21 protein-coding genes are annotated in these 20,671 nt (G+C 71.6%); 7 read left to right on the forward strand and 14 right to left on the reverse strand.

The window, feature by feature from the left end; translation table 11 throughout:
• The first annotated feature begins 29 nt into the window (after positions 1-29).
• Positions 30-914, forward strand: coding sequence for a 2-hydroxy-3-oxopropionate reductase (locus tag ACN265_RS17335; RefSeq protein ID WP_421408547.1), 885 nt, complete (start codon positions 30-32; stop codon positions 912-914).
• On the opposite strand, the gene ACN265_RS17340 is transcribed toward ACN265_RS17335, so the two are convergent.
• The 4 genes from ACN265_RS17340 to ACN265_RS17355 are packed head-to-tail and all read right to left on the reverse strand — an operon-like array spanning position 899 to position 4,891.
• Positions 899-1,780, reverse strand: coding sequence for an ABC transporter ATP-binding protein (locus ACN265_RS17340; protein WP_421408548.1), 882 nt, complete (start codon positions 1,778-1,780; stop codon positions 899-901). The two genes, ACN265_RS17335 and ACN265_RS17340, sit on opposite strands and share 16 nt — an antisense overlap.
• Positions 1,777-2,811 (reverse strand): FecCD family ABC transporter permease, encoded by a 1,035-nt coding sequence (locus tag ACN265_RS17345; protein WP_421408549.1) that lies wholly within the window; start codon positions 2,809-2,811, stop codon positions 1,777-1,779. The genes ACN265_RS17340 and ACN265_RS17345 overlap by 4 nt, the downstream gene beginning before the upstream one ends.
• Positions 2,808-3,848, reverse strand: a complete 1,041-nt coding sequence (locus ACN265_RS17350; RefSeq protein WP_421408550.1) for a FecCD family ABC transporter permease — start codon at positions 3,846-3,848, stop codon at positions 2,808-2,810. Before ACN265_RS17350 ends, ACN265_RS17345 begins: the two co-directional genes overlap by 4 nt.
• On the reverse strand, positions 3,848-4,891 hold the full coding sequence (locus ACN265_RS17355; protein WP_420119674.1) for an iron-siderophore ABC transporter substrate-binding protein: 1,044 nt from the start codon (positions 4,889-4,891) through the stop codon (positions 3,848-3,850). Before ACN265_RS17355 ends, ACN265_RS17350 begins: the two co-directional genes overlap by 1 nt.
• Before the next feature lie 99 nt (positions 4,892-4,990).
• Here ACN265_RS17355 and ACN265_RS17360 point away from each other — a divergent pair, with 99 nt between their 5' ends.
• Together ACN265_RS17360 and ACN265_RS17365 are read left to right on the forward strand one after the other, a co-directional pair.
• Positions 4,991-6,679: an ABC transporter ATP-binding protein gene (locus ACN265_RS17360; protein ID WP_421408551.1), complete on the forward strand. Its 1,689-nt coding sequence runs from the start codon at positions 4,991-4,993 to the stop codon at positions 6,677-6,679.
• Positions 6,676-8,529, forward strand: a complete 1,854-nt coding sequence (locus ACN265_RS17365; RefSeq protein ID WP_421408552.1) for an ABC transporter ATP-binding protein — start codon at positions 6,676-6,678, stop codon at positions 8,527-8,529. Before ACN265_RS17360 ends, ACN265_RS17365 begins: the two co-directional genes overlap by 4 nt.
• Here ACN265_RS17365 and rpsD read toward each other — a convergent pair.
• Positions 8,517-9,125: a 30S ribosomal protein S4 gene (rpsD, locus tag ACN265_RS17370; RefSeq protein ID WP_357930952.1), complete on the reverse strand. Its 609-nt coding sequence runs from the start codon at positions 9,123-9,125 to the stop codon at positions 8,517-8,519. The two genes, ACN265_RS17365 and rpsD, sit on opposite strands and share 13 nt — an antisense overlap.
• A gap of 73 nt (positions 9,126-9,198) precedes the next feature.
• Here rpsD and ACN265_RS17375 point away from each other — a divergent pair, with 73 nt between their 5' ends.
• Together ACN265_RS17375 and ACN265_RS17380 are read left to right on the forward strand one after the other, a co-directional pair.
• Positions 9,199-9,933 carry a DUF2470 domain-containing protein gene (locus ACN265_RS17375; RefSeq protein ID WP_421408553.1) on the forward strand — a complete coding sequence of 245 codons (735 nt, stop codon included), beginning with the start codon at positions 9,199-9,201 and terminating at the stop codon, positions 9,931-9,933.
• A 247-nt stretch (positions 9,934-10,180) separates the two neighbouring features.
• Positions 10,181-10,822: a TetR/AcrR family transcriptional regulator gene (locus ACN265_RS17380; protein ID WP_421408554.1), complete on the forward strand. Its 642-nt coding sequence runs from the start codon at positions 10,181-10,183 to the stop codon at positions 10,820-10,822.
• A gap of 132 nt (positions 10,823-10,954) precedes the next feature.
• Here the strand turns inward: ACN265_RS17380 and ACN265_RS17385 are convergent, their stop codons facing one another.
• The 4 genes from ACN265_RS17385 to ACN265_RS17400 form a co-directional block, all read right to left on the reverse strand.
• A complete protein-coding gene (locus tag ACN265_RS17385) occupies positions 10,955-11,551 on the reverse strand; it encodes a toll/interleukin-1 receptor domain-containing protein (protein WP_421408555.1) in 597 nt (198 codons plus the stop codon).
• Positions 11,548-11,967 carry a hypothetical protein gene (locus tag ACN265_RS17390; RefSeq protein WP_420119680.1) on the reverse strand — a complete coding sequence of 140 codons (420 nt, stop codon included), beginning with the start codon at positions 11,965-11,967 and terminating at the stop codon, positions 11,548-11,550. Before ACN265_RS17390 ends, ACN265_RS17385 begins: the two co-directional genes overlap by 4 nt.
• Positions 11,968-12,050: 83 nt before the next feature.
• Complete coding sequence (locus ACN265_RS17395) at positions 12,051-12,608, reverse strand: RipA family octameric membrane protein (protein ID WP_420119681.1); 558 nt, start codon at positions 12,606-12,608, stop codon at positions 12,051-12,053.
• A gap of 182 nt (positions 12,609-12,790) precedes the next feature.
• A complete protein-coding gene (locus ACN265_RS17400) occupies positions 12,791-14,308 on the reverse strand; it encodes an MFS transporter (protein WP_421408556.1) in 1,518 nt (505 codons plus the stop codon).
• A 232-nt stretch (positions 14,309-14,540) separates the two neighbouring features.
• On the opposite strand from ACN265_RS17400, the gene ACN265_RS17405 reads away from it, so the two are divergent.
• Together ACN265_RS17405 and ACN265_RS17410 are read left to right on the forward strand one after the other, a co-directional pair.
• Positions 14,541-15,089, forward strand: a complete 549-nt coding sequence (locus tag ACN265_RS17405) for a hypothetical protein (protein ID WP_421408557.1) — start codon at positions 14,541-14,543, stop codon at positions 15,087-15,089.
• Positions 15,090-15,172: 83 nt separating this feature from the next.
• Entirely contained in the window at positions 15,173-15,709 is a 537-nt protein-coding gene (locus ACN265_RS17410; RefSeq protein WP_421408558.1) for an AAA family ATPase, read from the forward strand.
• Between the two features lie 36 nt (positions 15,710-15,745).
• Here ACN265_RS17410 and ACN265_RS17415 read toward each other — a convergent pair whose 3' ends face one another.
• The 5 genes from ACN265_RS17415 to ACN265_RS17435 form a co-directional block, all read right to left on the reverse strand.
• Positions 15,746-16,273 carry a cellulose binding domain-containing protein gene (locus ACN265_RS17415; RefSeq protein WP_421408559.1) on the reverse strand — a complete coding sequence of 176 codons (528 nt, stop codon included), beginning with the start codon at positions 16,271-16,273 and terminating at the stop codon, positions 15,746-15,748.
• Positions 16,274-16,489: 216 nt separating this feature from the next.
• Entirely contained in the window at positions 16,490-17,791 is a 1,302-nt protein-coding gene (locus ACN265_RS17420; RefSeq protein WP_421408560.1) for an FAD-binding oxidoreductase, read from the reverse strand.
• On the reverse strand, positions 17,791-18,600 hold the full coding sequence (locus ACN265_RS17425) for a hypothetical protein (RefSeq protein WP_421408561.1): 810 nt from the start codon (positions 18,598-18,600) through the stop codon (positions 17,791-17,793). The genes ACN265_RS17420 and ACN265_RS17425 overlap by 1 nt, the downstream gene beginning before the upstream one ends.
• Complete coding sequence (locus ACN265_RS17430; RefSeq protein ID WP_420119688.1) at positions 18,584-19,399, reverse strand: hypothetical protein; 816 nt, start codon at positions 19,397-19,399, stop codon at positions 18,584-18,586. The genes ACN265_RS17425 and ACN265_RS17430 overlap by 17 nt, the downstream gene beginning before the upstream one ends.
• Positions 19,384-20,652 (reverse strand): hypothetical protein, encoded by a 1,269-nt coding sequence (locus ACN265_RS17435; RefSeq protein ID WP_421408562.1) that lies wholly within the window; start codon positions 20,650-20,652, stop codon positions 19,384-19,386. The genes ACN265_RS17430 and ACN265_RS17435 overlap by 16 nt, the downstream gene beginning before the upstream one ends.
• Between the last annotated feature and the right edge of the window lie 19 nt (positions 20,653-20,671).

Genomic DNA, 20,671 nt, shown 5'->3' on the forward strand with positions numbered 1-20,671 from the left:
GTCCTCCCGCCAAGGAAAGGAACACCGCTGTGCAGACCATCGCCTTTCTCGGCCTCGGCACCATGGGCAGCCCGATGGCTGTCAACCTGTGCAAGGCAGGGTTCACCGTGTACGGCTGGAACCGCGGCGCCGGAAAGGCGGAGCCGCTGCTCGCGGCGGGCGGCCGGTCCGCGGCGTCGGTGCCCGACGCGGTCCGGGACGCCGACGTGGTGATCACCATGCTCCCGGACGCCCCCCAGGTCGAGGAGATCGCCTACGGCCCCGACGGTGTCCTGGCCCATGCCCGTCGGGGGAGCCTGCTGATCGACATGTCCACCATCGCCCCGCACAGCTCGATCACGCTGGCCCGCGTCGCCGCCGAGCACGGCATCCGTGTCCTGGACGCTCCGGTGGCCGGCGGTGAGGCCGGAGCGGTCGACGGCATCCTGTCGATCATGGTTGGTGGGGACACCGGCGACGTCGAGGAGGCGCGGCCCGTCTTCGAGGCCCTCGGCAGGACCGTCACGCACTGCGGAACCCACGGTCTCGGCCAGACCGTGAAGGCCGCCAACCAGCTGGTCCTCGCGATCAACATGCAGGCGTGCGCGGAGGCCGTGGTCTTCCTCGAGAAGGCGGGTGTGGATCTCGAAGCCGCGCTCGACGTGCTCAGCGGTGGTCTCGCCGGCTCCAACGTGCTCACCCGTAAGAAGCCGAACTTCCTGCGGCGCGACTACACGCCCAGCTTCACCATGGGTCTGCACCACAAGGACATGGGCATCGTCGTCGACACCGCACGCGCCGTCGGCGTCGCCCTCCCCCTCGGGGGAATCGCCGCGCAGCTCGTGGCGTCGGCGGTGGCCCGGGGCGAGGCGGGCCTCGACCACTCGGCCCTGCTCCGGGGCGTCGAGCTGCTCAGCGGCTACGACCGTGGGTAGGGAACCGTCCCCCGACCCGTACCGGGAGTCGCCGACCCGGGTTCGCCATGCGGCCGGGCGCGCTCGACCGAGACGTGGTGGCGACCGATCGGCAGCATCAGCGGCCGGCCGGAGACCGGGTCGACGATGACCCGGCTGTCCAGGCCGAAGACGGCGCGGACGCAGTCCTCGGTCAGCACCTCGGCCGGCGGTCCGGCCGCGTGCAGGCCGCCGTCGGCGAGCGCGATGAGGTGGCCCGCGTAGCGGGCCGCCATGTTCAGGTCGTGCAGCACCATCACGATGGTGGTGCCGCGCGTGGCGTTCAGGTCGGTGAGCAGGTCCAGCACCTCGACCTGGTGGCTGACGTCGAGGAAGGTGGTCGGCTCGTCGAGCAGCAGCAGGTCGGTCTGCTGGGCCAGCGCCATCGCGATCCACACCCGTTGGCGCTGGCCGCCGGAGAGTTCGTCGACCGACCGGTCGGCCAGGTCGGCGGTGTGGGTGGCGTCGAGGGCGGCGGCGACCGCGCGGTCGTCGTCCCGGCTCCAGCGGGACAGCAGCCGCTGGTGCGGGTTGCGGCCCCGGCCCACCAGGTCGGCCACGGTGATGCCCTCCGGCGCGACAGGTGACTGGGGCAGCAGGCCGAGGGTGCGGGCCAGTTCCTTGGCCGGCGTCCGGTGCACCTGGCGGCCGTCGAGCATCACGTGACCGGTGCGCGGGGCGAGCAGCCGCGACATCGACCGCAGCAGCGTCGACTTCCCGCAGGCGTTGGCCCCGACGATCGCGGTGATCCGGCCGGGCGGCACGAGCAGGTCGAGCGATTCGATGACGACGCGGTCGCCGTAGCCGACTGTCAGTTTGTCGGTCGTCAGGGAGTGGTCGGTGGTCACAGCGATCCTCCGGCGCGGTTCGTGCGGACGAGCAGGTAGATGAGGTACGGGGCGCCGAGCACCCCGGTGATCACCCCCACCGGGAAGCGGATGTCGAAGGCGAACTGGCCGATGAAGTCGGCGACCAGCACCAGCAGCGCGCCGACGAGGGCGGACGGCAGCAGCGGCGAGCCGCCGGCGCCGACGAGCCTGGCGGCGATCGGCCCGGCCAGGAAGGCCACGAACGCGATCGGCCCGGTGGCCGAGGTGGCGAACGCGATCAGACCGACGGCCGCGACGATCGAGACCAGCCGGGTACGTTCCAGCCGGGTGCCCAGCGCCGCCGCGGTGTCGTCGCCGAGTTGCAGCATGGTCAGGCTGCGGGCCTGGCTCAGCAGCACCGGGCCGAACAGGGCCAGCGCGACCAGCACCGGCACCGTCTCGTCCCAGGTGGAGCCGTTGAGGCTGCCGTTGAGCCAGCGGGTCGCCGCCTGCAGGTCCCACTGGCCGGCCTGGTTGAGGATGTACGCGGTGGCGCTGTTGAGCATGGCGGCGATGCCGATGCCGATCAGCACCAGCCGGGTGCCGGCCACGCCATCTTTGAACGACAGCAGGTAGATGAGCACGGCGACGCCGAGCGCGGCGACGATGGCGAAGACCGCGACGCCGGTCTCGTCCAGGCCGAGCACGATGATGGCGAAGGCCGCGGCGGCGCTCGCCGCCGAGCTGATGCCGATGATGTCGGGGCTGGCGAGCGGGTTGCGCATCATGGTCTGGAAGGTGACCCCGCCCATGCCGAAGCAGAGGCCGGTCGCCAGGGCCAGGACCGTGCGGGGCAGCCGGAGTTCACCCACGGTGAACGACGCGCCGGGCACGGTCTCGCCGAGGATCACCCGCAGCACGTCGCCGGCGGGGTAGAAGGTCCGCCCGACCATCAGCGAGACGACGACCATGGCGGCCACCGCCAGGGTGAGCGCGGCGAGCACGGCGCGGCGTCGGCGGTTGCGCCGGACCCGGCCGCGGGTGACGGCCTCCAGGGTCGTGGTGCTCACAGTTCGCGGACCTTCTGCCGGCGGACGATGTAGATGAAGAAGGGGGCGCCGATCAGGGCGGTGATGATGCCGGCCTCGATCTCGTCGGGGCGGTTCACCACCCGTCCGGCGACGTCCGCGACGGTCAGCAGCGCCGCGCCGACCAGGGTCACGAACGGCAGCAGCCAGCGGTGGTCGAGCCCGACGAGCAGTCGGCACAGGTGCGGCACGATCAGGCCGACGAAGGCGATCGGTCCGGCGACCGCGGTGGCCGCGCCGCAGAGCACCACCGCACCGGCGGCGGCGATCCCCCGCACCAGGGCGACGCGTTCGCCGAGGCCGGCGGCGAGGTCGTCGCCGAGCGCGAGGGAGTTCAGGGCCCGGGCGCACAGCAGGCAGACGGCCAGCCCGACGGCCAGGAACGGCAGGACCTGGCCGATGCTGTCCCAGCTGGCCCCGCCGACGCCGCCGACCTGCCAGGACTGGAAGTTCTCGGCGATGTCGCCGCGCGGCAGCACGACGGCGGCCACCAGCGACGCGAGGGCGGCGGAGGTGGCCGCCCCGGCCAGGGCGATCTTGAGCGGGGTCGCGCCGCCGCGACCGAGTGAGCCGACCGCGTAGACGAACAGCGCGGACACCGCCGCCCCGGCGATGGCGACCCAGATGTACGCGGTGGCGGTGTACAGGCCGACGGTGGCCAGGCCGACCGCGATGGCCAGCATCGCGCCCATGTTCACCCCGAGGATGCCCGGGTCGGCGAGCGGGTTGCGGGTGACGCCCTGCATCACCGCGCCGGACAGGGCCAGGGCCGCGCCGACCAGGGCGGCGAGCACCGTACGGGGCAGGCGTTTGACCACGGCCGCCTGGTCGAGGGTGTCCTGGGTGCCGCCGAGCGCGGCGGTGATGTCGGCCCAGCCGACGATCCGGGAGCCGAAGGCCACCGACGCGACCAGGGTCAGGGCCAGCGCGCCGAGGACGACCAGGAGCCAGGTCAGCCGGGTCCGGGCCGGGCGTCGCCGCAGGGCGACGTCCGGCCCGGAGGTGGTTGCACCGGTCATCAGAGCTTGTCGGCGGCTTTGCCGAGCAGGTCGACGTAGTCCTTGAGGACGTACGACACGCCGAGCGGCGTCGGGTTGGCGGCGGTGGCGACGGGGGTGCTGCCGGGCAGGGAGACGAACGAGCCGCGCTTGATCGCGGGGATCTTGGACAGCAGCGGGTCCTTCTGGAGGGTGGCCAGGGTGGTGCCGTCGGCGTCACCGTAGGTCACGATGATGTCCACGTCGCTGAGGTTCTGCACCTGCTCGGCGCTCTGGGTGAGGCTGAACTCCTTGGTCGTCGCGGAGGCCTTCGCGATGCTCTCCGGGTGCGTCATGCCGAGGTCGGTGAAGAACTGGGCCCGGGTGTCGTTCGTGGTGTAGAAGCTGATCTTGCTGAGGTCGGTCGGGTCGAGGTGGGTCAGGAACATCGCCGACCGGCCGGCCAGTTTCGGGTAGCGGGCCGCCTCGTCCTTCATCTGCTTCTCGATCTTCGCGATCAGCGCGTCGCCCTCGGCGGCCAGGCCGAGGGCTTTGCTCTCCAGCGTGATGCTGTCACGCCAGGACGTGGCCCAGGGTGCCTGTGGGTACGCGACGACCGGTGCGATCTTGGTGAGGGTGTCGTAGTCCTGCTTGGTCAGCCCGGAGTAGGCGGCCAGGATGATGTCCGGCCTGGTGTTCGCCACCGCCTCGAAGTCGATGCCGTCGGTCTCGTCGAACAGCACCGGGGTCGACGCGCCGAGTTCCTTGAGCCGCGCGGCGTCCCAGGGCAGCAGTCCGTCGCCGTCCTCGTCGCCGAAGTTGGCCTTGGCGTAGCCGACCGGGACGACACCCAGGGCGAGGGGGACCTCGTGGTTGGCCCAGTTGACGGTGGCGACCCGCTCGGGCTTCTTCGCGATCGTGGTGGTGCCCAGCGCGTGGGTGACGGTCAGCGGGAAGGTCGCCGTCGCGGACCCGGACCCGGACGCGGCGGGCTTCTCGTCGACGCCGGAGGACCCGCCGCAGGCGGCGAGGGCGAGCGTGGTGGCGACCGCGACGATTCCGGTGAGCAGCCGGGTGGGACGCATACGGAGTACTCCAACTCACATAGTAAGGACAGGCTTACCTAAAACTTGATCGGTAAAGTACTCCCCGTTCCTGAGCCGTTGACCAGGGGGTACTACGTAGTGAGCAAGGTCAGTACCGGCTCTGCGGTCCTGCGCCGGGCGGTCGCCCGCAACGGGCGACGCCTCTGGACCGGCACGGCGCTGGCCGGCGTCTACCAACTCTGCGCGGCCCTGGTGCCGATCCTCGTCGGCGTCATCGTCGACCGGGCCGTCGCCACCGGTGCGGTGACCGCGCTGCTCGCCTGGACCGCGACCCTGGCGCTGGTTTATCTCGTCCTGGTGGTGACGTACCGCTTCGGCGCGCGCAACCTGCAACGGGCCATCGCCGAGGAGGGCCACCAGCTACGGGTCGAACTGGCGGCGAAGATCCTCCACCCGCGGGTGCTGCGCACCGGCCGGCACACCGGCGACCTGCTCGCGGTCACCACCACCGACGCCGAGTACACCTCCTACCTGCTCGACCACATCCCACGGGTCACCAGCGCCCTGGTGGCGGTCACGGTCAGCGCGGTCGCGCTGCTGCTGATCTCGACGCCACTCGGGCTGACCGTGCTGATCGCCATCCCGGTCGTGCTGGCGGTCCTCACCCTCACCGCCCCGCTGATCGCCAGGCGCGTCAAGGAACAGCAGGACCAGGCCGGTCGGGCCAGCGCGCTCGCCACCGACCTGGTCACCGGGCTACGCCCGCTGCGCGGCATCGGCGCGCAGGACGCCGGGACCGGGCGGTACCGCCGGGTGAGCCGCCACAGCCTGGCCGCCACCCTGCGCGCCTCCCGGACCCAGAACGCGTACCTGGGCGCGTCCACCATGCTGAGCAGCCTGCTGGCCGGGGGCATCGCACTGATGGCGGGCTGGTTCGCACTGACCGGCCGCATCACCGTCGGTCAGTTCATCACGGTGATCGGCTCCGCGCAGTTCCTCGTCGAACCGTTCGGCGTGCTCGCGGTCGTACCCGGCTGGACGGCTGCCGCCCGCGCGGCGGCCGACCGGGTCGCCGCCGTCCTGCGGGCCGACGTGGTCCTGCCGCCGGGCACCGCCGTGCCCGACGGGTGCGAGCTGCGCCTGACCGACGTGACGTACGGCCCGCTGGCCGGCCTGCACCTGCACGTGCGCGCCGGGGAGTTCGTCGGCGTGGTGGCTCCCCGGCCGGCCGACGCCGAGGCGCTGGCGCGGCTGCTGGCGGTGCCCGACGGCCATACGGGTGACGTCCTGCTCGGCGGCGAACGGCTGGAGACCGTCGACCGGGACCGGGCGCGCCACCTGCTGCACAGCGAACCGCACCGCACCGACCTGTTCACCGGCACCCTCGCCACGAACGTCACCCTGCACGACGACGGCGGCGGACGGCTCGACGAGGCCCTGCGCGCCGCTGCCGCCGACGAGGTGGCGCACCTGCATCCGGCGGGCCTGCGGATGCCGGTCACCGAACGCGGCGCGAACCTCTCCGGCGGCCAACGGCAACGCGTCGCGCTCGCCCGCGCGCTGCTCGCCGGGCCGCCGCTGCTGGTCCTGCACGACCCGACCACCGCCGTCGACGCGGTCACCGAACAGGCCGTCGCCGACGGCATCCGGACGCTGCGGCACGGGTCGGACGGCGGTTACGGCACCGTCGTCATCACCAGCAGTCCGACGTTGCTCGCCGCCACCGACCGGGTCGTGTTCGTCGCCGACGGGGTCGTCGCCGCCGAGGGGACACACGCCGAACTCGTCGCCGACGACGACAGCTACCGCCGGGCGGTGCTGCGGTGACGTCCCCGACCCTGCCCGTGGCCAGCCCGCGTGAGAGCAGGGCGTGGCTCGGCGCGCAACTGCGGGCCCGCCGGGGGGCCGCCTCCGGCACACTGGTCGTCGGGCTGCTCGCCGCCGCCACCGCGATCGTCCCCGCCTACGCCTTCGGCCTGCTGGTCGACCGGGTCCGCGCCGGCGGCGGCACCGAGGTGCTCGTCCCGGTCGCCGTGCTCATCGCGACCGCCGCCGTCGTCGGTGGTGCGGCCACCGGCGTCAGCGCCCACCTGATCCGCCGGTTGGGTGCGGGCATCCTCGCCGACCTGCGCGAACGCGCCCTGGACGTCGCGTTGCGGTTGCCCGTGGCGGTGCTCGACCGGGCGGGCCGCGGCGACCTGGTCTCGCGGGTCGGCGCGGACGTCAGCGCCATCGACCGGGCCGTCACCGAGGTCCTGCCCACCCTGGTCTCGGCCCTGTTGCTGGCGGCGATCAGCCTCGGCACGATCGTCGGCATCGACTGGCGGCTCGGGCTGGCCGGCGCGGTCGCCGTCCCGCTCTACGTGCTCGGTGCGCGGTGGTACCTCCCCCGGGCCGCGCCGGCCTACGCGGCCGAGCGGGTCGCCATCGCCCAGCGGTCCCAACGGTTCGTCGAGAGCGTGCAGGGCATCAGCACGGTGCACGCCTACCGGCTGGAGGACCGGCACCTCGGCGGCATCGCGGACGCCTCCGCCCGCGCCCGGGACCTCTCGACGAGCGTGTTCGCCCTCTACACCCGATTCGTGGGACGGATCAACGCAGCGGAGCTGGCCGGGCTCGGCGCGGTGCTGGTGGTGGGGTTCCTGCTCGTACGCCGGGAAGCCGTCACCCTCGGCGATGTGTCGGCGGCCGCGTTGCTGCTGCACCGGCTGTTCGGCCCGGTCCTGCAACTGATGGTCACCTTCGACAAGGCCCAGGACGCGGGGGCCAGCCTGGCCCGCCTCGTCGGGGTGCTGAGCACGGACCCGGACCGTCGCGCGGGCAGCACCAAGCCCGCGACGCACGACCTCGTGCTGGACGGCGTCAGCTTCAGCTACGACGGGGTGACGCCGGTGCTGCGCGACGTCTCGCTGCGGGTCGGGGCGGGCCGGGTGGTCGCGCTGGTCGGCTCGACCGGCGCCGGGAAGACCACCGTCGCGTCGATCGCCGCCGGGGTGCTGCGCCCCGGCCACGGCGTGGCCACCCTGGGCGGTGTTCCCGTCCCCGAGTTGCCCGCCCGGACGATCGCCCTGGTCAGCCAGGAGACCCACGTGTTCGCCGGGCCGCTCGCCGAGGACCTGCGGTTGGCCCGGCCGCAGGCCCCGCCGGAGGAACTCACCGCGGCCCTGGCCCGGGTCGGCGCCCTGACCTGGGCGCTCGCCCTCCCCGACGGGCTGGACACCGTGGTCGGCGAGGGCGGCCACCCACTGACCGCCGCGCAGGCGCAGCAGTTGGCGCTCGCCCGGGTGGTCCTGCTCGATCCGGCGGTCGTGGTGCTGGACGAGGCGACCGCGGAAGCCGGCAGCGCGGGGGCGCGGGACCTCGAACAGGCCGCCGCCGCGGCGTTGGCGGGACGCACCGCCCTGGTCGTCGCCCACCGCCTCACCCAGGCCGTGACCGCGGACCACATCGTCGTCATGGACCGTGGCGAGATCGTCGAGAGTGGTCCGCACGCCGAGCTGATCGGGGCGGACGGCAGCTACGCCCGGCTGTGGGCGGCGTGGACCGCCCGCGCCGACGGCACGCCGACCCGGGCCGGCGACGCGCCGGGGTCCGCGGTGGTCGGCGGCGACCCGCCCGTACCGCGACCACGGCACGGGCGGTGGACCGGGCCGCCGCTGACCGCTCAGCGGGAGTAGAACTCCACCACGAGCTGCTCGTCGCAGATCACCGGCACCTCGTGCCGGGCGGGCTCGCGCAGCAGCGTGGCGCGCAGCCCGGTCAGCTCCACCGACAGGTACGGCCGGGGTCGGTCGTCGGCGTGCGCGCCGGCGGCGGCGAGCTGGAACGGTGGCAGGGTGCGGCTGCGCTCGCGTACCGCGACCACCTGGCCGGGCCGCAGCCGGTACGAGGGCCGGTCGACCTTGCGTCCGTCCACCGTGAAGTGGCCGTGCCCGACGAGCTGGCGCGCCTGGTAGATGCTGCGGGCCAGCCCGGCCCGGAGCACCAGCGCGTCGAGTCGCCGTTCCAGGAGGGCGACCAGCGACTCGCCGGTCTTCCCGACGCCCCGGGCGGCCTCGTCGAACGTGCGGCGCAACTGGGCCTCGCTGACGTTGTACTGATGGCGCAGCCGCTGCTTCTCCAGCAGCCGTACCTGGTAGTCGGAGGTCTTGCGCCGGTTGCGGCCGTGCACGCCCGGCGGGTAGGGACGCCGCTCGAAGTAGCGCACGCACTTGCGGGTCAGCGGAATGCCGAGGGCACGGGAGAGCCGGGCCTTGGGACGGGGGTGGTTCACGTTCGACGTCTCCGATCGGATGGTCTAGCCTGCGAGTTAGGTAAGGCTAACCTATGTTGAGGAGATCGGGATCATGCGACCCAGCCCGGCGGAGATCGTGCGCACCCTCGTCGCGGGACGACTGCCCGCCCTCGCCCACCTGGCCGGCAGCACCGGCCCGCACCAGGTCAGGCACGCCACCGACCCGGCCGGCCGGGTGCTGCTGCTGGTGCCGGCGTCCGGCGACCTCGCCACGGCACTCGCGCCGCCGGCCGGGGACACCGACGTCGCCACCGTCCTCGACGTGCTCGACCTGCCACCCACCGCCGACGCCCCCTCGCTCGGCCGGGCCTGGGTCTCCGGCTGGGCCGAACGCCTCGACGGCGACACGGCGCGACAGGCCGCGATGGACTTCGCCGCCACCCGGCCCACCGGCGACCTGCTCGACGTGGGCAGCAGGTTCCAGCTGCACCGGTTCGCGGTGACCGAGGCCCGCTGGGAACGCACCGACGGCATGCGCCCGATCGACCCGCAGGCGTACGCGCAGGCCGAGCCCGACCCGTTGCACGCGGCCGAGGCGGACCTGGTGGCCGACCTCGCCGACCACCACGCCGAGCAGGTCGCGGCCCACCTGCGCCGGCAGTTGAAGCTCTCCGGTGCCGAGTCGCCACGGGTGGTCCGGATCGACAGGTACGGCCTGACGGTCGCGTACGGTCGGCCCGGTGCGGTCCGACGGGCGAGGGTGAGCTTCGGACGACCCGTCGCCGACGTCGACGAGCTGTCCCTGCTGCTGCACCCGATGCTCTGCCCCCGGCAGGCGGCGGCCTGAACCCGCCGCGACGGCGCTGACGCCCGCTGCCACCCTGACTGCCGGCCGGATCCGGCCGGGGTCCGGTACCCCCGGACGTCGCCGACGCGACGGCTCCTGGCGCGCGGTCAACCCGGTCCGCCGGATACGGTGGTGCGGTTCACCGGGAACGTCCCCTGCGCGAAGGCGCAACGCCGCAGGTCGAGGCTCCCTGTACCAGTGAGGGTCCGGAGCCGTTATGCAGTCTTCCTCGTCGCAGGGCGGTCGGATGGGACGCCCCGCACGCCTGTCCAGGGAAGCCATCGTGGCGGCGGCCCGACGGATCCTCGGCGCGGAGGGCGTCGGGAGCCTGTCGATGCGTCGCCTCGCCAAGGATCTGGACAGCACGCCGATGGCGCTCTACCACCACGTGAAGGACAAGGACGAGCTGCTGCTCCTGCTGCTGGAGGAGCACGCCGCGCAGTTCCCACGCCCGGACCTGCCGCCCGAGCCCCGGGACCAGCTGACCAAGGCGGCCCAGCTGCTGCACGACATCCTGGCCGAGTGCCCGTGGATCGTCGAGGTACTCGCCTCCGACGACCTGATGGCGGTCTCCGCCCTGTGGATCGTCGAGAACATCGTCGACGGCGCCGTCCGCTGTGGCATGACTCCCGAGCAGGCCGTCTACGCCTACCGGGTGATCTGGTACTACACCGCCGGTGAGCTGATGCTGCGGGCTTCCCGCGGGGAGCACTACTCCCGGCCGGACGCGGGAGCACACCGGGAGAAGGCGTTCGCCAACCTCGACCCCGCGCAGTTCCCGCGGCTGTCCGCCCTCGCCGGCCGGTGGCCGACACTCACCGCACGCGACACGCACCGGTCGGGGCTGATCGCGGTCATCGACGGGTTGCTGAGGCAGACCGTGGGCTGACCCGGCTGACCTCCCACGGTCGCCTCGATCGCCCTCAGCAGGTTGTCACGTCGGCAACCCTGATCGTGCAAGCCATCCTCGTTCTGCGGTACGTCGCAACCAACCGGTCCTCAGCATGCGGAGGGCACACGTTCAGAAGAAGCTTCCGTCACCCCCTCCGATGAGGTCGTTGCCGGCCCCTTCGCCACCGTCTTGACCGTTTCCACCAGGATCCGGAATGAAGACACCGCTGGTGAAGATGCCAAGAATGGCAGCACCGATCGCCACGCGTTTCCATCGACCAAGCATCCGTTGCGCGAGTTGGTCCACGTGCGTTGCCGGAATTTCGGTGCCGGCGGCGGGATCACGCAACCCACGGAGTAGCAAGTCACGGCAAGCCGTCTTCGATTTTCCAGCGAGGTTGACGCGAGTGATGCTCCTCAGAATGATAGGTATGTCGCACGGTTCAACCTGCACGGGCACCATTCTGCGGCGATTCAGAGCGCTTGTCCACTCGGTAGTGCACCACGGTGACACGAAATAGTGCCTCGAAAATATGGGCAGCACGATGTCAGCCCGGTCGAGCTCACGCGAAATCCACAGCGGGAAGTTCTCTCCTGGTGGAGAATCCAACTCCTGGAACACTGCCGTGTTGCCCGACTCCTTTATCACCTCGGCGATCCAGCGCGCCCACCCGAGGTCGGCTTTGTTGTACGAGATGAAAATCCTAATTCCCGCCGGGCCACTCATGACAGGCGGATCGTTCCTTCGATTACGATCTGGCCAGTATGGTCATAGTAGCCGAGCTCTGCGTCAGTGACATGCGGCAGCAGGCTGATCAGGCGTTTGCTGATTCCTTTGAACACGAACATCGTCGGCATGTTCAATCGTTGCCCCGTCCTGCGATAAAGCACGCCGTTGGCGGCAACGGCCAGGCCGGCGCTCGCCAGATGCGCGAGGATCCCGCGGACGCGCTCCTCGCGCGCGTTGTGTTTCTTGTCGAGGGCGAAGTGACGCCCGAGGGGGTAGCCGTCCGCAAGAAGAGTGAAGGAGGTCACGATCCCGCTGTCGGTCAACTCGGCGAACCCCGGCGGAACTACACCCTTAATCGACGCCCCGGACTTGGCCTTCACGTTGACCGTGAATCCATCTTCATTGGTTCTCATCCAGCAACTCCCGGGGAGAGGCGATGTAAGATCAGTTGCGCGCCATCGTTGTCAGGTGCAACGAAAGAGAGTTTCATACACTTTCAGCCCACCAAAATCGTTATAAGCACCAAGAGATAGGCGAGCGCGAAGGTGCTGGGCACCCACTGCTCAAGCTGCGCCATTGGCCAGTAGAGAGAGCGATCCAGGCCAGAACCCAGCCCCTTCCACTCCGCCCGCCAGTAGGGGGAGGCAGGGAGGCGCTCCTCCATCGCGCCAACGACACGAAATTTGGCCGAGGAAAGCTGCCGGTAGGACCGCAGCATCCAGAACCAGGCGACGCATTGAACAATCAGTACAACCAACGGTAGGAGCAACACCCACCGGGACGATTGACTGCTCAACGACCATGCGACATTGACCGCAGTGAAGACAGCGGTGTTCGCGGTTAAGAAGAAGGTGTTGGCCACACTGCGGCGGGCGCTGACCCGGTCCGCCATCTCAACGCATATCCGGTACTGCTCAAGTATAGCCGCCTGGTATTTCTCGCCCGCCCCGGCATAGGCGTCAGCGCCAATCTCGTTCGTCCACAGCGCAGAACGAATGTCGTCGAACTCCGCTTGGCTGCGCCCAAGGTATCGTCGCGCCGCGCCGACAATCATCGTTCGATTATCGACAACACCTGCCGGTTGGGGAACCACTGTGGACGATGCCGCGCTGTCGCGATCTCGACACTGAGCCATCTCCACGTGACCAAGGGGCCTGACCAGGTGGGCAGAGGCGTATCGGTAGTACTGGGGGCGCAGTAGCTGCCACAGCCGGGGCTGCCCAGCCATCAGGGTCGTCACCTCGATTCGCGGAGGGGCGGGGCAGCACGGTCCGGGCGCGGCTCGGCGGGCGCGGTCGTCGTCCTGGAGGAAGGCGATCCCGCACCGCGCCGGGCTATCGGTCCGGCGGCCCACTTACCGGGGAGGACGAACAGTGCCACGAGGGCGGCGACGAACAGCAGCGCGCCCGACAGCGTCAGGCCGACGCCGAATCCATCGGTCAGCGCGTCCAGGGGCGGGTCACCGGCGGCACGGCGGTGGGCCGTGTACGTGGCCTGCGCGGTGACCAGGGCGGCCAGGCCGAGAGCACCGCCGATCTGACGGGAGCTGTTGAGTACGGCCGAGGCCATGCCGGCCTCGTGCCGGGGCAGACCACCGACTGCGGCTCCGGTCAGCGGCACGAACGAGATGCCCATGCCCAGGCCGGTGAGGATCGAGGGGCCCAGCAGGTCGACCACGAAGCTGCCGTCGACGTCGAGCGCCCCGAACCAGGCGAAGCCCACCGCGGCGAGCAGGCCGCCGGCCACCAGCAGCACCCTGGGGCCGGTCCGGGGAAGGAGCCGGGTCGAGATGTTGATCGCCACCACCACGGTGAGCGTCAGCGGCAGGAAGGCGACCCCGGCGCGCGCCGCGTCGAAGCGCAGCACCTCCTGCAGATAGAGCGAGATGAAGTAGAAGGCCGCGAACTGACCCGCGCAGAGCAGCAGGATGAAGAGGTTGGCACCGGCGACATTGCGCTTGGTGAGCAGGGCGAGGCGTACGAGCGGGTCGCCCTTGACGCCTCGGGTCTCCCACAGTACGAAAAGCACGAGCAGCAGCACTGCCGCACCGAGGGTGAGCAGGGTCGTGGTCGAACCCCAGCCCTGCTGTTCGGTGCCGACGAGCCCGAGCACCAGGGTGCCCACACCACCGGTGACCAGAACCGCGCCACCGACGTCCAGCTTCCGACCGAGCGGAGCGCTGAGCAGCCCGCCCAGCACGCTCACCAGGGCGAGCAGGACAACACAGGCGGCCATCGGAACGTTGACCAGCATCACCCATCGCCAACCCGCGTACTGGGTGAGCAGACCGCCACTGAGCACCCCGGCCGCACCGCCCACAGCCGAGACCGCGGCGTAGACGCCCAGGGCACGGATGCGTTCCCGGCCCTCGCGCTGGGTCAGCGTGAGCACGGCGAGCGCGGCCGGCGCCATCATGGCGGCGCCCACACCCTGCAGGGCCCGGGCCACGATCAGCTGCCACGGTGCCTGCGCCAGTCCACCTACCAGCGACGCGAACGCGAAGAGCACCGTGCCACTCAGCAGCAGGCGGCGCTGGCCGAACAGATCCGCCGCACGTCCGCCGAGCATGAGGAAACCGCCGAACAGCAGGGCGTAGATGTTGACGACCCAGGGCAGCTGAGCCTCTCCGAAACCGAGCTCGGCATCGAGCGACGGCAGGGCGACATTCACGATTGTCATGTCCAGGGTGACCATGAACTGCGCCAGGGCCACCGCGATCAGTGCGCCACGCCTGCTCGGCTCCAGCTGGGCCATGCGTACTCCTCATCGTTTTCTTACACATAAACTATACGCGTACGATAACTATGCGCCACGCGGTGGGACTACCGCCACCCCTTAGCCGCCGCGACGTCGGCCGGCTGCGTGGTCGACCCCGTCACCCGGCGGCCCGACCGACGGTGTCCGGTAGGACCAGCGGAGGCAACGGCCGACGAGGCGGACTGGCCCTGGGGTTTCGCCCGTTGCCCGTTGCGGGTAGCGGAGGGCCGTGAACCGCGATCTCGTGACGGCCTTGCAGGCCGCCTGGGGCCTACCGGAGTTCCGCGACGGGGTGCGCCACGTCGTCGACCTCGACGAGGTGGCGCTGCTGCTGGCCGCGCTCTCCGTCCCGGACCACGACCGCGAGGTGGAACGCAGCCTGCTGCGGCTGCTGCGGTCCAGCCTGGACACCACCGAGATCCGGGAAGCGGTGTTGCTGCTGCTGGAACGCGACGAGGTACGCCGACCCCTCCTCGCGGCGGTGGTGCGACCACGTGCCGACCGGCCGGGTCTGGCTGCCGCCGTCACCTCGGCGGCCGAGGACCCCCGGGTGCGGCGTGAGGTACGCGCGGTGCTGGACGACGCCCGGGTGCGCGAACTGGTCTGGCAGGTGGTCGAGAACCAGGTGGACGCCGACCGGGTCGGCCTGCTCCGTCGCGCCGCCGTGCTGTTCGTCCGGCACCCGAGCGTGCCCCGCCTCGCCTGGGCCCTGCGCCGCCACGGCGTCCTGCGCGAACTGCGCCGCACCGCTGCGTCGGATGATGACGCGGCGGCCTGAGCGGCCGGCTCCCACCCTCCGAACCGCGAGCGGCAGGCGCGGAGATGAGCGATGATGGGGCGCGCGCCGACCGGAGGGTGACGATGGGGCGACCGACACTGTTCCTGACCGTGGGACTCCCCTGCACCGGGAAGACGACGGCGGCGCGGCGTATCGAGGTCGAACACAACGCCCTTCGCCTGACGAAGGACGAGTGGGTGAAGGCGCTCTACGGGCCCGGGAACCCTCCCCTGGCGGGGGCCGTCATCGAGGGGCGGCTCATCGGGATCGGACTGCGCGCCCTCGAACTCGGCACCAACGTGGTGATCGACTACGGCCTGTGGAGCCGCGACGAGCGTTCCGCCCTGCGCCGGGCCGCAGCGGACCTCGGCGCGAGGGTGGAGCTGCACTACTTCACCCTCACCCCGGCCGAGCAGCGCAGACGGCGTGACCGACGCCAGGCCGACGCGCCGCACACGACCTGGCCCATGGCGGATGAGGAACTCGCCGAGTGGGCCGCCCGCCTCGACGTCCCCACGCCGGGGGAACTCGACGGCAGTGAACCCATCGATGCTCCCCCGGCGGGATTCCCGACCTGGCACGCGTGGCGCACGTACCGCTGGCCGCCGTCGGCCCACTGAGACCTGCGGATCGGCCCCGCCCGCCTGACCGCCGGCTCAGCCGAGCGCGCAGGGTGTCCCGTTGAGGGTGAACGAGGACGGGCTGCCGGTGTCACCGGTGTGGTCGGCCACGAACCCGATGGCGATCGCTCCGCCCGGCCCGATGGTGACGTGGTCGTCGTGGCCACGGGCCGTGACGGTGCCACTCGACGGCGAGTACACCGCGTTCCAGCCGGTGGTGATGCGTTGCCCGGGGGGCAGCGGGAACGTCAGCCGCCAGGAGGTGATCGTGGTGACGCCGGTATTGGTGATGGTGATGCTGCTCGTCAGGTAGGTGTCCCAGGTGTAGGCCGAGTACCGGACGGTGCAGGCGGCCCCGCTCGGCGGCGGGCTGCTCGGCACGGGACTGCTCGGCGGCGGGCTGCTCGGCACGGGGCTACCGGACGGCGGGCCGGCCGGCACCGCGCTGTTTGAGGGCGGGGTCGTGCCGGCCGAGGCGGTGCCGGGTGCGCTGACCCCGGCCAGGGCGGCGGCCAGTGTCAGGGCCGCCGCGGCGACGCCGAGAAGACTGCTCGTCGGTCTCATGGCGGTGGCGGTTCCTCCGGGGGACGGCGCGCGACTGCGCGGGCGGAGCGGGGACGCCGGTCGGCACCGGGTGTCGGCGCACCTCACGGGAATTGACGATAGTCGATCGGAATCGTTCGCGCGGCGGATCGGACCGACGCCCTCGACCCGAGCCGGTTCGGCCCAACCGGCACCGCGCGGGCGGACGCGGGCCGGCGGGCCGGGCCACGGGACGGATCAGATCGGAAGCCGGGGGCCGAGCACGGTTCCCGGATCGTAGCGGCGCTTCACCTCCCGCCACCTGTCGACGGTCGGCCCACCGAACTGGGCCCGGTAGAAGTCCCGCTCCACCCGGTGGTAGCCGTGCAGGTAGACTCGGCCGCCGAGGTCGTGACAGAGCGCCCCCGCCGCGTCGAAGTGCTCCCGGTAGGCGTCCACCCGTTCCGGGGGCACGATGCAGTAGAAGCCGAACGTGCGTACCCGGTCGGCGTCGGGCAGCGGGCTCAGCGGCGGCCGGGGCCGGTCCCCGGGGCGCAGGAACGTGCCGTTGACCACCGGGATCACGGCGGGGTCGGCGAACCTGTCGCGAACGGCGGCGAAGAAGGCGTCAGCCTTCTCCATCGGCAGGAAGAAGTCGCTCCACAGCCGACGCGCCTCGGCGTCGTCGGCCAGCAGACCCGCGGCGACCTGGGCGCGGGCGATGCCGACGGAGAATCCCGCCTCCGCCTCGAACAGCCGCTGGTGGTAGTCGGCGACCAGGGTCTCGTCCGACCCGGCCGCCGCGTCACCCGCCGCCCGGCCGACCTCGACCTTCCACCGGCCGGCGGCGGTGGAGTACACCGTGCGACAGATCCGCAGCCGCTCGTCGCCCCACACCTGCTCCGCCACCGTGGCGAGGTCGTCGCCACCGAGCCGGCGGACCAGGACGGCCGGTTCCGCCGGGACCACCCGCAGATCGGCCCGGACGATCACCGCCACCTGGCCGAGGCCGCAGAGCGCGTACCGGAACAACTCCCGGTGCGGACCGTCGGCGGTCGCGTGCACGAGCGTGCCGTCACCCGTGACGACATCCAGCGCCGTCACCTGGTCGACGACCGAGCCGACGAAGGGCGACGTCGGCCCGAACCCGCCGACCGACAGCGTCCCGCCGACCGTGGCGTGCTCGTTGCTGGTCACCACCGGCAGGGCGAGGCCGTGCTCGTGCAGCCAGCGGTGCAGGGTTCCCCAGCGCACCCCCGACTCGACGCGCACCGTCGCCGTCCCGAGAAGCTCGATCCGGTCCAACGCGGCGGTGTCCAGTTGCAGGCTGTCGGTGAGGCTCTGCCCGTTGCTGCTGCACCCGTTACCCCGTGCGACGACCGCCAGCCCGCCGGCGAGGGCGTACCGCACCGTCTCCTGCACGTCGGCGACACCTGCGGGGAAGACGACCGCCTGTGGCTGCCGGCAGTGCAGCCGGCTGAAGTCCCGCTGACAGCCCTCGGGTGCCGGACCCACCAGTTTCCCGGCGAGCAGCCGGGCGAGCGGTTGGTGCGGCGTCATCAGACGGTCGCCGCCGGCCGGCTGAGCAGGCCCTTGAGCTTCACCGCGAAGTGGTCGAAGAACGGCACCAGGTCGCACACCGGGTCGCCCTGCCGCACCGCCGCGACGGCCCGGTCGCGCCACTCGTCGATCGCGGCGGCGACGTCGGTGAGGTCGACCGCGCCCGAGGCGACCAGGTGGGCGAGGTTCCCGTCGCGCTCGTGGATCTCGTCGAAGTCGACCGCGTCGTCGCCGATCATGTAGAGCACGCCCAGTGCCTCACCGAACTCCCGGGCCGGCCCCACCAGCTCGGGAACCCCGCCCGCGAGGCAGTTGACGGCGGCGTAGTTGGCGAGCATCACCCCGGCCTTGATCCGGGCCGCCGCGATCCACGACTCGACAGTGGTCGGCCGGGGCGCGGCGACCTCGACGATCTCCTGCCGCCAGATGTCCCGGTAGTCGTCCTCGAGGGTCTTCAGCACCTCGACCGGGCGCTGGTGGCTGGCCAGCAGCGTCGTGCCGACCGAGAGCAACTGCACGCCGAAGATCTGGTCGCGCGGTGAGAGCGGCTGGTCGTCGTCGATGAGGTCGTCGATCAGCTTCACGCCGACCGCGTGGATCGACACCCCCGCGCCGAGGTCGGCGCGCACCTGCGGGTCGTGCACCCACAGCGTCGTGTAGTACGGCGTACGCGGGTAGCCGGGCAGGTCGCGCACGAAATCCAGCCCCTGTCGGGACATGCCCAGGCTGGTGAGTTCGGTGAGACACCGCTGGACCACCCGCGCCTGACTGGCGTCCATCTCGGCCTTGAACTCAGGAAACGTCAACACGGTCGTCCTCCAGAAGAAAGGTGATCAGACGGTCGGCGAAGTCGGCCATGAAGCCGGCGATCGGGAACTCGGGTGGGAACTCCGCCAGGGCGCGCAGCGCCTCCGCGCGCCACCAGCGGGTTGCCGCGACGGCCGCGTCGCGGCTCACCCGCCCGCTACGGATCAGGTGGCACAGGTTGCCACCGGCCTCTCCGAGGTCGCGGTGGTCGCGGATGTCGTCACCGATCATGAACAGGACGCCGAACGCCTCGCAGAAGGCGCGCGCGGCGGGCAGCCGGTCCACGACGTCGGCGGCGAGGCAGGCGGCGGAGGCGTAGCACATCATCATCCGACCCGACTTGATGCTGGCGTAGTGGATCCAGCTGTCCAGGTCGTGTGCCGGGCGTTCCGCCTCGTTGATCTGCTCCCGCCAGATCACCCCGTAGTCCTCGTCGAAGACGCGCAGCACCTCGGCCGGCCGGTGGTGGGCGCCGAACGTCGCCGTGCTGCTCTGGGTGAGGAACATGCCGAGGATCTGGTCCCAGGGCCGGATCGGCTGGTCGCCGTCCATCAGGTCGTCGACGAGCTTGATCCCCATCGCGTGGGTGCAGATCGCGATGCCCAGCTCCTGCCGCAGTGCCGCGTCCGGCACCCAGAGCGCGGCGAAGTAGGGGATCCGTGGATAGCCCTTCATCTGCCGGACGTACTCCAGCCCCTGCGGCGTCATTCCGGTCCCGGCGAGCCGGTCGGTGACCCGCTCCAGCAGGACGCGCTGCGCGACCGCCCACTCGTCGTCCAGGCCGCTCACTCCGGAGAGCACGGGGCCTCCTCGTCGATCCGCGCCGGCCCGCCGTCGAGCACCGCGGCGACGGCGGCCACGGTGCGCCGCCGGGCCCGGTCCGGGTCGAGCAGCGTACGGGCCAGGGTGGTGGCCAGGTGGCGGCGTCGGGGCAGCTCGTCGGGGCCGCCCAGCCAGCGCACGGCGACGTCGACCAGATCCTCCATCCGGTCGAAGCCCTGGCCGACGCCGTGCTCGGCGAGGAACGGTCCGACCCACTCCTCCATCGGCAGGCCGGAGCGCACCAGTAGCTGCGGGATGCCGAAGTAGAGCCCCTCCAGCATCGAGTTCGGTCCGGTCTTGGAGATGAACAGTGGCGCGTCGGCGGCGTGCAGCCAGGACAGATACCGCAGGTAGTCGCCCTGCGCCAGCCGGTCGAAGGTCTGCCAGGCCGGCACCTTCAACTCGGTCAGCAGCTCGGCGGCCTCGGTGGCGAGCGCCGGATTGTTGTACGCGATGAAGACCAGCGCCGCGTCCGGATGGGCGGTGGCGATCCGCTCGACGGCGGCGAGATACTCCCGACCGCCCCGGTTGGACAGGATCAGGACCCGGGTACGCGCCTCGGCCAGTGCCGACTCCATGGCGTCGGCGTCGGTGCCGCCGATGCGGCCGCCCTGACCGGCACCCTCGAAGACCTGGGCGGCCTGGGCCTGCGCGAGCAACCGGCCGACCGGTACGACCCGCTCGGGGCGGTAGCCGTGCTCGCGGACGAGATAGTCCCTGGCCCGGTCGAACTGCACCAGGTGGACGGGCAGGTGGGGTGCCCGGTGCACCGGCAGCCGGAGCAGCCCCTCGTTCGTCACGTAGTTGACCACCGGGGTCGGCAGGTCCGCGATCCGCAGCGCGGCACGGCTCAGCCGGGAGATCACCCCCTTGGTGCCGATCACCAGGTCCGGCTTCGTCGTGGCGAAGTGCTCGACGACGGCGGCCAGCCGGTCGGCGGTCGCCGCCGGCACCGGGTCTTCGTCCAGGCCGCCCGGCAGCCGGCCGGTGAAGTCGGCCATCAGGCTCAGGTAGCCGGCCCGGACCTCGTCGGCGGGCAGTCGGGCCGCCACCAGCTCACGGATGGCGGCCCCGGCCTCGGCGAACTGCGGGAAGATCGTCTCGGCCTCGACGACGGTGACGTCGACGTCGTCGAGGCCGGCGGCCAGGGTCGCGGCGAGTGTCCGGCCGGCCAGGAGGTTCCCCAGCTCTCCCCAGGTGCGCATCGAGATGACCTGCACGCTGCGGGTCATGCCCACTCCCTCCGTCGCG

This window comes from Micromonospora sp. WMMD730, assembly GCF_049178955.1.
GTDB classification, from domain to species: domain Bacteria; phylum Actinomycetota; class Actinomycetes; order Mycobacteriales; family Micromonosporaceae; genus Micromonospora; species Micromonospora wenchangensis.

Coding starts and splice junctions, on each gene's coding strand:
- ACN265_RS17385 (WP_421408555.1), bottom strand. CDS start 11,551: ATGAGTGGCCCGGCGGGAATTAGGATTTTCATCTCGTACAACAAAGCC.
- ACN265_RS17435 (WP_421408562.1), bottom strand. CDS start 20,652: ATGACCCGCAGCGTGCAGGTCATCTCGATGCGCACCTGGGGAGAGCTG.
- ACN265_RS17420 (WP_421408560.1), bottom strand. CDS start 17,791: ATGACGCCGCACCAACCGCTCGCCCGGCTGCTCGCCGGGAAACTGGTG.
- ACN265_RS17350 (WP_421408550.1), bottom strand. CDS start 3,848: ATGACCGGTGCAACCACCTCCGGGCCGGACGTCGCCCTGCGGCGACGC.
- ACN265_RS17355 (WP_420119674.1), bottom strand. CDS start 4,891: ATGCGTCCCACCCGGCTGCTCACCGGAATCGTCGCGGTCGCCACCACG.
- ACN265_RS17395 (WP_420119681.1), bottom strand. CDS start 12,608: ATGATTGTCGGCGCGGCGCGACGATACCTTGGGCGCAGCCAAGCGGAG.
- ACN265_RS17375 (WP_421408553.1), top strand. CDS start 9,199: ATGCGACCCAGCCCGGCGGAGATCGTGCGCACCCTCGTCGCGGGACGA.
- ACN265_RS17415 (WP_421408559.1), bottom strand. CDS start 16,273: ATGAGACCGACGAGCAGTCTTCTCGGCGTCGCCGCGGCGGCCCTGACA.
- ACN265_RS17410 (WP_421408558.1), top strand. CDS start 15,173: ATGGGGCGACCGACACTGTTCCTGACCGTGGGACTCCCCTGCACCGGG.
- ACN265_RS17380 (WP_421408554.1), top strand. CDS start 10,181: ATGGGACGCCCCGCACGCCTGTCCAGGGAAGCCATCGTGGCGGCGGCC.
- ACN265_RS17400 (WP_421408556.1), bottom strand. CDS start 14,308: ATGGCCCAGCTGGAGCCGAGCAGGCGTGGCGCACTGATCGCGGTGGCC.
- ACN265_RS17390 (WP_420119680.1), bottom strand. CDS start 11,967: ATGAGAACCAATGAAGATGGATTCACGGTCAACGTGAAGGCCAAGTCC.